The 15535-nt window shown below is 39.4% G+C and carries 10 protein-coding genes; 5 read left to right on the top strand and 5 right to left on the bottom strand.

Going from position 1 to position 15535, the window contains the following annotated elements:
• Positions 1 to 67: 67 nt before the first annotated feature.
• The 3 genes from H6G18_RS08585 to H6G18_RS08575 all read right to left on the bottom strand — a co-directional run bounded on the left by H6G18_RS08585 (position 68) and on the right by H6G18_RS08575 (position 4301).
• Positions 68 to 1831, bottom strand: a complete 1764-nt coding sequence (locus H6G18_RS08585) for a WD40 repeat domain-containing protein (RefSeq protein WP_190406670.1) — start codon at positions 1829 to 1831, stop codon at positions 68 to 70.
• Between the two features lie 304 nt (positions 1832 to 2135).
• Positions 2136 to 3098, bottom strand: coding sequence for a hypothetical protein (locus H6G18_RS08580; RefSeq protein WP_190406669.1), 963 nt, complete (start codon positions 3096 to 3098; stop codon positions 2136 to 2138).
• A gap of 372 nt (positions 3099 to 3470) precedes the next feature.
• A complete protein-coding gene (locus H6G18_RS08575; protein ID WP_190406691.1) occupies positions 3471 to 4301 on the bottom strand; it encodes a dienelactone hydrolase family protein in 831 nt (276 codons plus the stop codon).
• Between the two features lie 472 nt (positions 4302 to 4773).
• Between H6G18_RS08575 and H6G18_RS08570 the strand changes: the two genes are divergently transcribed.
• Positions 4774 to 5247, top strand: coding sequence for a hypothetical protein (locus tag H6G18_RS08570; protein ID WP_190406668.1), 474 nt, complete (start codon positions 4774 to 4776; stop codon positions 5245 to 5247).
• Positions 5248 to 5688: 441 nt separating this feature from the next.
• On the opposite strand, the gene H6G18_RS08565 is transcribed toward H6G18_RS08570, so the two are convergent.
• Positions 5689 to 8343, bottom strand: coding sequence for a hypothetical protein (locus tag H6G18_RS08565; protein ID WP_242040234.1), 2655 nt, complete (start codon positions 8341 to 8343; stop codon positions 5689 to 5691).
• A 560-nt stretch (positions 8344 to 8903) separates the two neighbouring features.
• Positions 8904 to 10094: an MFS transporter gene (locus tag H6G18_RS08560; RefSeq protein ID WP_190406666.1), complete on the bottom strand. Its 1191-nt coding sequence runs from the start codon at positions 10092 to 10094 to the stop codon at positions 8904 to 8906.
• A 455-nt stretch (positions 10095 to 10549) separates the two neighbouring features.
• Between H6G18_RS08560 and H6G18_RS08555 the strand changes: the two genes are divergently transcribed.
• The 4 genes from H6G18_RS08555 (at position 10550) to H6G18_RS08540 (ending at position 15507) form a co-directional block, all read left to right on the top strand.
• Positions 10550 to 13066 (top strand): CPBP family glutamic-type intramembrane protease, encoded by a 2517-nt coding sequence (locus H6G18_RS08555; RefSeq protein WP_190406665.1) that lies wholly within the window; start codon positions 10550 to 10552, stop codon positions 13064 to 13066.
• A 664-nt stretch (positions 13067 to 13730) separates the two neighbouring features.
• Positions 13731 to 14078: a Mo-dependent nitrogenase C-terminal domain-containing protein gene (locus tag H6G18_RS08550; protein ID WP_190406690.1), complete on the top strand. Its 348-nt coding sequence runs from the start codon at positions 13731 to 13733 to the stop codon at positions 14076 to 14078.
• Positions 14079 to 14100: 22 nt separating this feature from the next.
• Positions 14101 to 14373: a cupin domain-containing protein gene (locus H6G18_RS08545; protein ID WP_190406664.1), complete on the top strand. Its 273-nt coding sequence runs from the start codon at positions 14101 to 14103 to the stop codon at positions 14371 to 14373.
• 111 nt (positions 14374 to 14484) lie between these two features.
• Entirely contained in the window at positions 14485 to 15507 is a 1023-nt protein-coding gene (locus tag H6G18_RS08540; RefSeq protein WP_190406663.1) for a phosphatase PAP2 family protein, read from the top strand.
• Positions 15508 to 15535: the final 28 nt, after the last annotated feature.

Raw genomic sequence — 15535 nt, 5'->3', positions numbered from 1 at the left:
AAACTATGGTTCTATCTTCAGGTTGGCTACTAAATGTGACGAGAAAGTGAACGTAGTAATGCTAAATTTATCTACTGATCGGTGGTTGCCAAACTCGGATTGTTTGATCTTTGCTACTACTGACTAAAATTTGCGTTGCCGGGTTGGTGGCGATCGCTAAAATCCAATCGGAATGACCAGCAATGGTGTCCAGTAATTCACCAGTTTGCCAATTCCAAATTTTGATCGTGTTGTCAATACTTCCACTGACAAGAGTTTGTCCATCAAATCCCAAACTTAGGGTTACTACCCGTGAGGTATGCCCAACTAAGGTATGAAGCAATTGACCAGTTTGTATATTCCAAATCTTAATGGTTTTATCCCAACTACCACTGGCGAGTTTCTTACCGTCGCGGCTGAAAATAACTGATCTCACAGCATCTTGTTGGGCGATCGTGTGGAGGCGGCCACCTGTATACAAGTCCCACATTTTCATGGTTTTGTCAATGCTTCCTGTAGCAAAAGTTTCTCCATCAGGACTCATAGCCACGGAGAAAACCCTACCTTCATGTCCTTTAATTGTGCGGAGGAGTTGCCCGGTGGGAAAGTTCCAAATTCTGATGCTACCATCTTCATGACCACTGACTAGAGTCTGTCCATCGCTACTGATAGCAACAGACCAAACGGGAACGGAAGCAGAAATGAGGGTTCTCTTGAGATGGAATTTCTGGAGATTCCAAATTTTAATTTTATTGTCTCCACCCCCACTAATCAAAGTTTTGCCATCTGAGGTGAGAGCGATCGCCCTCACTACGTCGGTATGTCCTTGAAGTGTGGATATAACCTTTCCTGTATCTACATTCCAAACTTTAATAGTTTTATCTGCACTAGCACTAACTAAAGTCTTCCCATCGCTGGTAAGAACAAGAGACCACACTGCATCTACATGACCAAATAAAGTTTGAGTGTGACTCAAGCTTTTCGGCTCTAAGGTAGGATTTTGAGCCGGGATAGCATCTGGAGATTTTTGGACGGTAGCAGCAAAAGGTGCAACTTTCAGAAAATAGTTTAAAGTGAGCAGCGAAGCAATGGTTGCCATGATCCCCAGCATCAAAGTCAATTTTCTGGAGAAAAGAAAAACGGCTTTTTGGCTATCTATGAAGCTAGTTTTAGTGGTAATTATCTGGTGATCATCTTCCTCTATTCGTATTGCCGCAGGCAAGTCTTGCTGGATGATGGTTTGATCGGGGGTTGCAGGAGGAAAAAGTATACGTGTTTTCTGTCTACTGGCAAAAAATAAATGCCGATCAGCAATTGAAATATCTTTGATTTCTTCCTCAAATGTAAACACAAACAAATTGAGCAATTCTCCCTGCTGGAGAGAAATCTGACTTTGCTCAATCATCTGTCTAGGAATCTTCACCCCAGCACGGGTAGGTTGATAACTCCACAAGTCCTGTCCTACCAAGCTTTCTAGAGAAACTGGCAGTTTTTGTCTATCTATGAGTGTTAATGGCCCAGTGCATAAGCAAATACAAATCTTTTCGAGTTGGCTTGGCTGTAGTTTGCCTGCTAAATAGTAACAGAGGAAATAGGGAACATCACTGCGACCGAAGTCATCTAGCCCATCGTTGTATAACCAACCAAACAAGCTATGCTCTGAAGTTACCTGACATAAATATGCGGCTCTATATCCAATACCTGGTGGATTATAGGCATCCCAGTACTGATAAACTATCTTTTCAATGAAGGCTTGCTGAATTTCCGTGGGAACTTCTGTACTCGCCACGGTTCTCAATCCCACGACAGCAAAGCTAGTGTATACAAGTTGACCTAAGAGCAGAGTGGTCATACTACGAGGGAGTAGGGGAGGAGAATCTAAGTGATACCACTTAAAAATTAAAAAAGCCAGACATAACGAGGCTATGTGCGTGAGTATCTGTCACATTGTTTTCAACTTGGTACGACTTCCAAGTAAAAAGATATCCCATCCCTATCAGGACGCTAGGCGTAGCTTGTTTCCCCAAAGGGTGCGTTTTTATGGTGTGGAAACAGGAAGCAGGGGGAGGAAATGTGATTTTGATTCCAGAAATTGAATGATTTAATTTTTGGAGTTACTTAATCTATCAAAACCTATAGAATACTAGTTGGCAACATCAATTTTGTTGAGTTGGGCTTGGTGGTTGTGCTGTAGTTGACCTTTGTTGGGGAATAGGTGTAAATGATTTGAAGGCCCAGAAAAGTGAAGCGATCGCTCCCAGTAAAACAACGCCTACCAAAGATATAATGACAAAATCTTTGCGGTTTTTTGGTCGTAATATCTGACTGATAAATGACTTTTGGTTAAATTCACTTGCTGAATCCTGTGACGGTGACAAATTATCTGAGTTGTTGAGATGTGATAGTAGCCAGAGCAGTGGAGTAGCCGCACCTTTAGCCTTAAGACTGGAAACACCTCCTAGCGCCACAATAGGTATAGCAGAGTAAAATTTTTGATAAGTTGCTTTCAACGAATCAAGATAGGTAATCAGTGGTTGCAAGTTCTGCTCAATTTGTAACAAGGTAGGTTGATTGAGTTCGAGTAGATCGCACTTAGTTAAAATTAAGGCAAAGGCGTATTGGATATTATACTTAGAAACAACGGAAGCGATCGCTGCTACTTGGTTGTAAATGTCCTCTAGTAAACGCGGGTAATCTTGATCCTGAATGAGAGCATGGGCATTAATAAAGACACAGCAGCCATTAGAAGTCAGGATCATTTCTTGAAAGTCAGGATTATGAATATTACAGGACTCACCCGGAATATCCCACCAGCGAAAGTTGCATACTGTTTCCACATCTGATCGAGTTTGACGTTTCAAACTAAAGTTAAAGTTAGTAACTTTAATTGTGGCAGGTGGGTATAAATGGGTACGAGCAACATGGTTTTTAATCTTTTCTAGGTTTGCTTGTACCTCGCTATCCTGACAATCAAACCACATCTGCTGAGGAGCATCTGATTGATTATCAGGATTTAATTCTGCGTAGCTACCAGCTAGAAAAACTGTTTTACCTACTCCGCGTTGACCAATACTTAACAAGCTAAATGTTTTTGGAGTAGTTGCAGCCAATAAGTTCATATAATCACCATTACTGTAATAATTTGGGGATATTCATTAAAACCTTAAACCCTGATGGGTGGCGAGGAAAGCCAGCAAGATGCTTTGATAATTGCTAATAGGTAATAGACATAAGCAGAAATTGATTATCGGTTGTCCGAAATCCTTTGTAGGCACAATTCATAAATTGTATCTACACCATTTTATAAATTATTAAAAACGACAGAATTTTTTTGGTAGAGTTCCGTAATAGACTGGCGATCGCCGTCCAAAAAAACTGGTTGACTACCAAATCTGGTGTTGCTGATCAATGGGATAAATTGCCATACATTTGGTAATTCGTAGTTAACAATGTTAACTACAAACTACGAATTACGAATTACGAATTATAATTTATGCACCATGTTGCTTAAACCACGCCTGGAGACGTTCCCACCCGTCCTTAGCTTCTGTTTCGCGGTAGGAAGGACGATAATCAGCAAAGAAGGCATGGGGTGCATCAGGGTAGACGATGATTTCTGATTTACTGCTGCTGCTTTTTAGCCCCTCACGCATTTGCTCGACTGTATTCAGAGGAATACCCGTATCTTTACCGCCGTAAAGACCGAGAACCGGAACTTTTAGTGTAGAAGCAATATCAACGGGATGCTGGGGAGTGACTTCTGTCTTATCACCCACGAGTCGTCCGTACCAAGCTACACCTGCTTTAACGTTGGGATTGTGTCCTGCATACAGCCAGGTAATCCGACCACCCCAACAAAAGCCTGTAATCGCCAATCTATCAATATTACCTTTGCCAGACTTCTTAGCCCAGTTGACTGTAGCATCTAGGTCAGAGAATACCTGAGCATCTGGGACTTTAGCAACTATCGGGCGAATTTCATCGATGCTGCTTAACTTTGTCACATCACCTTGACGCACAAATAATTCGGGAGCGATCGCTAAATAACCCAACTTAGCAAAGCGACGACAAATGTCTTGAATATGCTCGTGTACGCCAAAAATTTCCTGAATTACTAATACAACCGGGAAGTTGTCACCAGTAGCAGGAAGCGCTCTGTAAGCAGGGAGTTCACCATCTTGAACAGGAATTTTTACTGCACCAGCTACCAATCCTTGGCGATCGGTAGTGATGACTTGGGCTGAAATGGGTTGCACTGCTAGGGCAAAACCTGTAGCCAAAGAAGCAGTTGCGATAAATTTACGGCGTGTGATTTTGTTCACCATTTTTACCTTGAGGTGTTAAGTCTTTCCGGCGATCGCAAATATTCTTAATTCCGCCTACTCCTGTGACGAAGCAAGGCTACGTGCAGTTGCTTGATAGGAAGAGTTTTGCACAAAATGCGGTTCTAATTCAATAGCTTTCTCAAATCTTTCCTGTATAAGGGTTATAAAAGATACAACTTAAGATTTCCGCGATTCAACTAATAGAGAAATACTGTCATTAGTTGAAGACTACTATTCTTATATCTCTATCCACTAATAAAAAGATATTAGTAATACTTTTATGTCCATTTAATTGATAGTTTAATGTCCAATTAATTACAGGTATATACATATATGAAATTACGATTATCACATATATTTGTTAGTGGTTGATAGTTGTTTAAATATATTTCAAATACAGTAATCATGAGTTATTTACACAACATTCAGCAAATCAACTCCAACCTCTAAAGACATAGGTTTTCCTAATATGAACTTACTTTCCCATTCTGCTGGCATTTTTTTTAAAATTAGTCTATCTTTAACAGGTTTCATTACCTGCTTAACCGTTACATCAACTCCAGTATTAGCCCAAGCAATCATAGAAGATCCTATCTCTGACTTCAGTTCTGGAGAGCCTGCTGTCTTTGCAGGCGCAGCAGTATATCTTACTCCTGGCGCTTATTTGTCTACCATTGCGGCTGAAGCAGTTGCGCCTAAAGGAACTTATTTCGCAGGATTCAATGGTGCATATACAGTTACAGCATTTTCATATATAGATCCAATTACTCATGCAGCATATCCAAGCCTAACACTGCATACTGGTGGACTCGCACCACTCCCATACGATGTAGGCGGTTCTATTAGGGGTACTGTAGTTGAAAGACTCAGGTACGGTAATCTCACTTTAGATGAATTCACGTCACTTGTTAGGGCTGCTGTTGGTAATGATGGTTTAGAATAGTTCAAATAAATTTGAACATAAAATCTACCCCCTTTCTTTAAAGGAAAAGGGTTAGATTTTATGTCTAATAAATTATTTATCAAGTAAGCCTTAAGTCATATCAATCAATCGGTGCGTTAGGCCTTCATATGATTTTTTTATTAACGAACTAGATTAAAATATGACTTTTCACGGGATCTGGAAAACCCCTCTCCATAGAGCGTTCGCGTAGCGTGTGCTTTGCACTCAGCGCTTCTCGTAGAGTACCTCTTCCCTACAAGGAGAGAGGCTTTAATTTTCCCTCTTCCCTGCGAGGGAAGGGGGTTAGCGGGTTAGGTTTTACGTTAGCTTTTCCACATAACGTGAAAAGTCAGGATTAAAATATGCCTCTAACACACTCTACAGTAATTTTATTCTTACTTTATAAATGATCTCTAATTAAGTAATCTGAAAAGCCCAATATCAAAAACTAAAACCTCCCTCCAAATGAGCTTCAAACCTATCTCTACTTATCCCAATTCGAGACTTCCAAAAGTTACTGCTACCAGGATTGTTATGCTGGAATAATAAGCCATACGAAAAATCATTAACTCGATTTCTTATACCTACATCAATATTTCTGAAATTTTGTAAATAAGCACCCATAGACCAATTAGAATTTACTGGAATCATCCCTTCTAAGGTATAAAATAACTCATCTCTGATTTCCAGGGAAGTGTTGAATTCTAAACCTGTATTTAATCCAAATTTTCCTTGTATAAAGCCCAATGGGGTAAAACTCGACTGATTATCTATAAGGATAAATGCTGTAGATAGAGAATAGTTTAAGTTTCTATTTTGGTGAGAAAAAAAGTAGCTCAAATTTAGGTAAGCAGGGTTTTGGAAATTTGCTGTGCTGTTCCAATAAAATTGCAAAGATGGAATGTGGTTAGTAATAGCTTGAGTTTGTCCTTGAGCATCAAACTCTATATTAGTATTGATATAATTTAATGCTCCATTAGTGTAAATACCCAGCGTTGGCTCTAAAACACCAAAATTATTTGCAATCTTAAATCCAGTGTCTGCATTTAGATTAAACCACATACCTGAACTCAGACTATAATTCCATTTTCCAGAAGAACCAGCCCATAAAACTTCTAGAGTGGGTAAATATAAATATCCATTAAAAGTCTGCAAATAATTATTGAGTTTACCGTCTTGGCTTAATTCGATGCGGTCAAAAGCAATATCAAAAGAACGAATGTCAATAGGAGCAGATGTAATATCTCCCGAGTTCCAATTTTGAACATACTGCTGACCATTAGGAGCAGTTAAAGTCACCTGTGCAGCTGATGAGCGATTAGATGGTTGTGGTGCGGGAAGAGGTACAGATACAGATGTCAAAGGACCAAAAATATTATTAGAAACTTCGGCTTTGGAAATAAAAGTTTCACCCTCTGTCCAAGTACGCTTTCCATCTATGAATTGAACTGCTCGCCGATGATTACCTGTACGAATTTGGAATATATTGGAGCTGTTGGCTGTAATTGTACTGGGAAAAGTCAATTTTCCAGAAACCTGTTCTAAACCACTAGTACGATTTCCTAAATACAGCGTTCTATTAAGTACTTGGTTAATTCTTCGTCTTTGTTCAGGTGTGGCTTTTGTGTCTAAATTTGCAAAACTTTCTTGTCTAGCGAATCGTTCTTGAGCTTCTTGCAAACTTTGTTCTATATTTGGTAAATCAATTAACTCAAAGACACCTCCTATTAACATTCCTAATGTAGAATTGGCAGTTTGTAATTGATCTATGCTTCTTTCAGAGAAAGATAAAGATAAAGACATACCAGGATTGCTAGAAATACTAGTATAAGTTGCCTTAGGTTCTAAAGAGTCATACTCTAATAATGTCCGATTATGAGGATGACTAAAATAAAATCTGTGCCAGTCATACTCTTGAATGGTATTTCTGGTTCCTAGATTATTTTGTCTTTCGCCTAAAGAAGCCCAATATAAAGAATTTAAGTAATACAAATCTCTTTGATTTTCGCTAAGAGACCTATTCAGTAAAATATTGAATAAATCAAAATTTCCAAATTGCTCTCTATTCCCAACTTTAATTCCTGGATTAGATGTGATTGCAGGTTGAAATCTAGTTCTTTGTCCAGTTAATGGATTTCCCCAAATAAAACCCGCTTGTTTTAAAGTATCCGGAGAAATCACTGAGCCACGAGTAAGACCTACTTCGCCTAATAATGGTTGTAAGTCACTTGTGGGAAAGTTTTGTAAAATCAAAGGGTCTTTTCCTGTAGTCAATGATGAGATATTGGGAACAAGAGGAGTTATAGAATTATTTGGACTATTTCTATTATTGATAATAATAGGAGCAGCAATAACACCAACTGGATTAGTCACTTCTGCCGCAATTGATTCTACAGTAAATTGATTAATACCGACTTCTTCTGCTAGTTCTTGAACACCTTGAGGGAGAGAAAAAACTGCCTGCATACCCCAAAGTCTCTGAGTTAATCTAATTGTCTGTCTGCTTATACTATCTGTTGATTCTCCTTGGTATGAAACTCCACTTTGCCATCCTTTAGTTTCTACTACAACACGATTACCGGGTAATATCCAATAAAATTGGTCTTTTTTAGGAAAATGGGCAAAGTTAAATCGGTTAAATGCAGGGTCTTCTGAAGAAAATTTGATCGAAAAATCAATATAATTTGTGTATTTAAATGGATTGAATGTTGAAGAAGAAAAGGTAAAGTTATCTCTGGGATCAATTATCCAAGGATATTTAATAGCACTATTAGTAAGTGCATTTAATATAAATAATTCTAAATCTTTTTTTGGCAAACCTGGAGTTATATTTTCCTGAGTGGAAACATTAGGTTGTTCAAAATCGTTATCTGGCTCGTCGAGTAAATTAATTGGAGTAGGAACATTTATTTCATGAGGATTAGGAAAAACTTTTACCGGCTCTGTAGTTGCGTTTTGTGTAATATTTGTAGTCTCTAACTTGTCTTGAGCATACTTAATTGTATTTATAGGAGTTTCTTTTAAAGTTATATCAGAAGTGTTGCCTATTTTGAATAAACCTTGATATTCTTCAGTTTTGGCTTCTGCTTTACTCATTATTAAATAATTGAGTAACAAAAATATAAGCAGGAATAAATTAATATATTGTCGTCCATGACTTAATAAATTAACCACGGTAAATCAACACATCCATTTCAATGTATACCTTTAAGGAAATTGTGAATATTTTTATAGAAAAATTCAAGAGATAAAACTGAAGTTTAAATGGAAATTTTCTTCAATTTCCATTGCTTGATTGAAAGAGTAATTTCACTTATGAACACCTTTCTAAGAAGAATTCAAAAAGCTAGACATAACAAAGATTTCGGAGTGTGTAGCTGTCGCACACTTCGACTACTTTCGACTTCGCTCAAGGCAAGTCGCTCAGTAACCATTCTTTTCTAAAATTGGTATAATTAGTCATTAGTATCAATGACCAATGACTTTAAATTCACAGGTTTTCCCGAAAATGAGTGAAGCGATTTTTGGTGTTGATGAATCGAGGGATGATTTAGCAAGTTATAAAATTTCTCCCCCTGCCTCCCCTGCTTCCCCTGCCTGTCTAAATTCATCCCCCTGTTCTGCAACGCCCGATTTTTTTGTAGTCGTGGGATGAATTAATAACGAAATTTATGACTCAGAATAATGCACATACTTACTAATAAAAAGGCAACTTCAGCTAATAAAAATGCGCCTATAGATGTGTTACCCAGTTGTTTGATTAGCAGAGATACGATAGCTGTACCGCCAGCACTACCACCAAAATACAAGCCTGTACCTAAGCCTGCGCGACTGGGGTGAACCTTACTCAATACCAAGGGAATCATACTGATAAAAACTAGGCTGAAGCTAATACCAAAAGCCAATATGAATACGATCGCTAGTTTATCGCTATCATTTAACAAGGCCAGTCCCATTAAGGCTGTCATTGCACCCAAGCCTAGCAACATTGATTTATTTGCGCCTAATTGTGCTGTCCAATCGCCCAAAGGAACTGAAACGATCGCCGATACTAACAACATCGCAGAAGCAATAAATTCTACTGATAGGTTGGGTAGTTGTGTCTGCAATACTTGGGGGAATATTGATAACAGCAGATTAATTTCGATTCCTGTGGCTAAACCAATGATGAAAATCAAACTGAACGTCTCAACAGGAGTGTTAGCTATTTGTTCTCGACTGGGGTTAGGTATGTGCAGCGAATGTTTAGGAGTAAATAATTGTAGAATGTATGCGCCTAACATTAAAGCGATCGCTCCCACTAGAAAGGTAATCGATGCACCCATGTTGTGGAGACAGGTATTCAAAATAGGACTTGTAGCGCCTATCCCTCCCAATACAAATACTAATACTGCGTTGGCTTGGGGAAGTTCACTCATCGGTGCAAACTGTGTTAGAAGTGCGATCGCCGGGGCGCGAAAAAGCATGATGGTAATTACCCAAACAGTCATCAAAACCGGTACAATCCAACGTGTACCCGTAGATAGATTTTGCTGAACTAACAGCGATACAGCCACGAAAATTACACCAGCCAATACAACCCCAATACTAATCATGGGTAAACGACTACCCAAACGCTGTTGGAGGTGATCGGACAGTCCACCAATCATCGGTTCTATCACGGCTACCAGTAAACCTTGCCATATTCCCAACCAGCCAACCAATCCCACAAATTCTAATTTTTCTAAAATTATCGGCTGATAAAATCCATAAGCCATCCAGCTAAATATGATGGCTGCAAGTAAAGTGGCTAATCCCCAAACTTGTCGCCATAAAATTTCGGGGCGGGTATTGACAGAGTTAACCATGATTTTGCCGAAATTTTTCAAATTGGTGGTGAAATTGTATGACAAATTCTCTTAATAAAATCGCATTAAAAAATGCCGAATTTTCTGGTTTTTGTATAAATACTTATTACCCCGTATAACACATTAACGTTAACAATACTAGTGAAAATGTAGCGAATTATCCATTTAATTATTTATTCCGATTTTTCCAAAAATCTAATAACAACTTAGCTGATCACAGTAATATTATTTTCATAGTTTGTGACAAAAACAACTTGAGATAATACGATAAACATAGCCAATTACAGCATTCTGCTAAGAAATAATGGGTTAATTCAGGCATTATTTTTTACACAATTCACACAAAATAGCTATGTCGTTAATATTTCATTTGTATGTAAAATAACTAACGATATTGTTAAAACTACTATTAGTAATAATAATTGTAATTATTTTTTTTAGATGATTTAACAGCAATGCAAAATGAAAAACTGCCAAGTAAACAACGATCGCGTCAAAAATTTAAATTACGAATTGGGATCTTCGTTGTTTTATTACTGCTAAGTGCGATCGCTGTATTGCTGTTTTACCCGCGATCGCCGACTCTGGAAAGTAGCCCCTCACAGCCAGAAAGCAACTACGCCATTCACAAACGCCAGGAATTTAATCAATCGCAATTTTATCCCACATCCCAAACCCCCAACCCTGAGCTTTATCAACCAGTCGGTAAGTGGGTGGGTAGATTATTACTCCCCCATCAGCAGCAGACACAGCCGGGGGTAGATTGGGTATGGATGGAAGTCCAACACGCACCACCAGAAGGGCAAAATTTAGTAGGTAAAATTATTCGTTTGCAATGGCAAGATAAACCAGAGGTAAAGTCTTATGTACAGGCAGTACAGCGAAATATAAGTTTTACTGATACTACAAGGGAGAGTCAAGCCCAGGGAATTATCCATCCGTCTCGTCTTGATGGGCGTTTGCTAGTGGGGCCTTTGCAATCCTTGGCAGGTGCTAGGCCGAATGATGATGTCATTGTCACCTTAGACGATGCTGACTTGGTAGGTGGGAATCAACCATATCTGCAAATTGCCCATGAACCTGTCATCGCCACGGGAAGGTTCTACGGTTTGGTAAAAATCCTCAATCCTGCACCCCCAGTTTGTCCAGGGAATCCCCCCTGCGGTAGTGATTTTTTCCGCGTGCGTCATTATAGTTCAGCCTCTCGTGACTTTGATGGTGTGGAGGAAACTATCAGGATTCCCCAACAGGTATTTGATACGCGCAATATCCCACCTTCTACCCCCAGAGAAATAGAAAAATCCCCAGCCGGACAAGCGGGTTGGTATATTTATGGAGCTAAAGATACTCAAGGAATATTTGTTGTTCAGGGGATAAAACCGCGATCGCTTTTACAACTCCAGCCACAACACTTAATTTTGGGAACAGAAGCCGGACTAAATTACATCAGATTGCAAAATTGGCGCATCAGACCCCAAGATAAAGGTACAGTTAGGACTGTTTTACTTGATCCCACAACTAGCCAACCACAAGTAGCAGCATCTACTTGGCAAGAAGGCGATCGCGCTATCTTATTACATAACTTTGGGGGAATTGGTGGTCAAAAAAGTGAGGGTAGTACTGCATATACCATCACCGGACACTTCGCCTTTGGACTAGCCCAAGTAGTTCGCGATCCCATCACCAAAGAATTGCAATTTGCTATTGAGTATCAACAAATTTACGCCAATAACGCCGATGGGATCATTGCTGGGAGGCATTCTTGGGCAGACTATATGGGCAACTTACAATGGGGGTGGGCAGCTACAAGACCTACTTCTGATGTCTTAATCAAGTTTGCACCAGTCACTCAAGACTACGATTTTGGCGGGATCAAGCTTTCTCCCTTAACAGAACTCCAGCGACAGTTGCAAGTAATGATGGCACGCTATCGCACAGGTGATGGTACTGGTAGTGCGACAGTAACTCCTGCGACTTCTTGCGTCCAAGATGCCAGTCAAGCACTTTATAGTGCTATTCAAGTCATTACTCAACAAGTAGCCACAACCCCAGCAATTCAACAGTGGTTAAGTAATCATGGCAATGATCCCCAAACTTTACGCTTTCGGCAGTTAGTTCGTTTGAGTTCGTCCTTGCAACAACGGTTAACACCCTTGGGGATCGTGCGTGCAGACTGGCAAAGTAACGCAGATTATCTTATGGGAACTGGGAATGGGCAAGAACCTTTCCGCGATGGCAGTAATTGGGCAGCCTTGACGACTTGGCGCACAATGGTACCACGACAGGCACACGATGAACTAGCAGCCTTATTCTTGAGACATGGTGGTAAACTCTGGTTTCTGCGAACTAATCAAATTGGCGGAGAAAATCCGGAAATTGCCCCCGTTGCGCCCACATTGGCATTAGGCGAAATCACGATCCCCTCCACTAACATTGCACCCATCCCCATTATTGTGAACCGATTACTAGGGTCTTTGGTGTTACCCAGGGCGAAAGACTGGCTAGTTGTGGGGATAACAGTCTTAATATATAGCGCGATCGCCTTACCTTTGGGCTTGCGTTCCGGCTTTTTGTCCTGGAGTTTTGCTTCTACCAAACCCTTCCAACAACTGGGGATCATATTAAGGACAATCATCTCACCCGCGATCGCCGAAGAATTAGTCTTCCGTGTCTTACTGTTACCCCATCCCATAGAAGTAATTAACTTGTATCGATGGGCATTGTGGGCAGGATTTATCTTACTCCTGTTTATCCTCTATCATCCCCTCAATGCCAAAACCTTCTACAGAGTTGGATTCCCAACATTTTTTCATCCCATGTTTCTTACCTTAACCGGACTTTTAGGATTATGTTGTACAATCGCCTATGCCATCACAGGTTCTCTATGGGCGATCGTCTTCATCCATTGGATTGTAGTATTAGTCTGGCTGCTGGGATTAGGAGGTAGAAAAAAGTTGTCAATTAGTCATTAGTCGTTCTCCACCCGCACCGTACTTTTTTAAGACATATTTTGTAGGTTTTACTTTTTAAGTTTTTTCGTGTCTCTTTGATATTTTTTTGCTAAAAAAGGGCATTTTCTGGTAAGAGAGTATGCTAGTTTTTTGGGTTTTGATCAAGCATTGACATAAGTATATTAGTTTGTGCTTATCACTGGATAACTGGGAACTTATTAAATAATATTCATGTCAGCTTATGTGGCCTATGTGACATTTTATTTGATACCTCATACTCTAAAATCAGTTGTCCGTATAGTGTAACCCTTGGGAAATATGGCTATAGCATCAGCAAACTGAACTTTTTTTAGTAAAAGTGCATCTTAGGGTACTGTGTAGTTTCAGAACTGGAGATTTAAATTTGATATATGGGATTGCTATCTGCAATATCAGCAATTAATAAGTTAAAGAAATCCCATTTTTATATTTTCTTTGTTATTTTGTATTTAACGGGACATTTCTTACTCTTCTCGTAAGTTTAAATAATAATTAGTCCCCCTATTTACCTACAAAATTCCTGAAAATTAACCATTTTGTGCCTGTATTATCAATTTTCACAAATTCCCCATAAATTCAGGTTATAAATTGTATGGTAAGTTGCAAAATGCTCAATACTTAATTTTCTCAAAGGAGATTAAATATGATGACTGTGCTAAAGGCTAAAACCCAACATATTGTCTTGTCTGCTGTTATTAATCCTATTGGTAATCAGCAAAAAAATACTCAATCTAAAATTGATCTACTGCAACCTTTACGTCAGTGGATTGATGCTATCGAAATTCATAATCCTAAACTAGCTCACCTTATAGCAAAATCGATTCCCGCCCAGTGTCCTTTCGAGCGTGACATCGTGGTATTTGGTCGCATAATTGCCCACATCCCCCCTATGTGTAAGCTCAATCCCCTGTATGATCAATTTATTGGTTTGCGTTTTCGCGCTTTGTGTTATTTAGTAGATAAATGTGGAGAAGACATCCAGTCTTACTGCTAAAAGCAAAGCGAGAACAAACTACATGGAAATCACAATTGAGCATCAACCTAGCCAAGAAACACTCCAAAAGTTGGATGTTTTTAAATGGGGGATTTGGCAAAAAGAAGTCTCCAAATTTCCTTGGACTTATGATACTCAAGAAACTTGTTACTTTTTAGAAGGTGATGTCATTGTTACGCCTGATGGCGGACAACCAGTAAAAATGGGTAAAGGAGATTTAGTGACCTTCCCGGCTGGAATGTCTTGTACATGGGAAATCAAAAGCGACGTGAAAAAACATTTCTCATTTGAGTAGCCAAGAGTCAAGCATCAAAAATGAGTAATGAGTAATGAGTAATGAGTAATAACTCATTAGTTATCGCTAGAATTGGAAGACGTAAATTCTAGTTTTGAGTCTTCTGGAAAAATGTTATTACAGGAATCGCTTAAATCAAAAACTAACTCTGATAAATACTCTTTAATTCGAGCAATACATACGGCTGTTAAGGGTAGAGCAAGATTTAAGGTGAATGGGCTTCATCGTTCAGAAGCCCTCAAAAGATATATTGAATTACGCCTATCAAAGTCAGAAATTGTTACCCAAGCGATCGCTAATCATTTAACGGGTAATGTATTGGTGATCTTTGACCCATATTTCAGCTTAGACGCGATGGTCTACGACCGACCGGAGGTCATCGCCTCTCTCCTACAAGAGATTATCTTAGATTATAGAAAAGTCTCCCTGAATCTCAGCCCAATTGCAGATTCATCCCCAAAGCCTGTAATAACGCCACAATTAAAGCATTTCAACAGCCAAGTTATCCTGGGAGCAGCAGCAGCTACTACCTTTGCCTTTAGCGCCGGACTGCTGTTTAAATATGGTCTAGACGAAAGTATTTTACTAGGACTGCAAAACCTGCACAATCCCCTCTTTGATCAGATTATGCAGTCCATCACATTCTTAGGTGAACCATTACCCTTGTTGTTAATTTCTTCAGGCTTAAGTGTCTATTTTTGGCGTGGCGATCGCCGTCGGGAAGCAACGGGCTTAAGCATAGCTACAATAGGTGCAGTAGGCTTAAATTACTTGTTGAAAGAACTGTTTGCTAGAGCGCGTCCAGCATTATGGGATCACATTGTGAATGTGGTTCACTACAGTTTTCCCAGTGGTCATGCAATGGTTTCTACCGCAGTTTATGGTTACATTGGCTATGTTTTAGCCAAAGAATTTCCCCAATGGCGCAGACCGATTTTAGCCTCGACAGTGGCTTTAATTTTGGCAATAGGTTTTAGTCGCCTTTATCTAGGTGTACATTGGCCTACCGATGTGTTAGCTGGCTACACCGCAGGTTTATTGTGGTTAATTGTCAGCATTCTTTATTTAGAATCTACAACTCCCAACTTAACACCTAACCTGTTCAGCCAAAGTTGGGAGGGTGCGTCAGGATGAATAATTTCTTGGTACAGCTAAGTTTCCT

Source organism: Anabaena subtropica FACHB-260 (assembly GCF_014697105.1).
Taxonomy (GTDB): domain Bacteria; phylum Cyanobacteriota; class Cyanobacteriia; order Cyanobacteriales; family Nostocaceae; genus Trichormus; species Trichormus subtropicus.
This window is presented reverse-complemented; position numbering and strand designations above follow the sequence as displayed.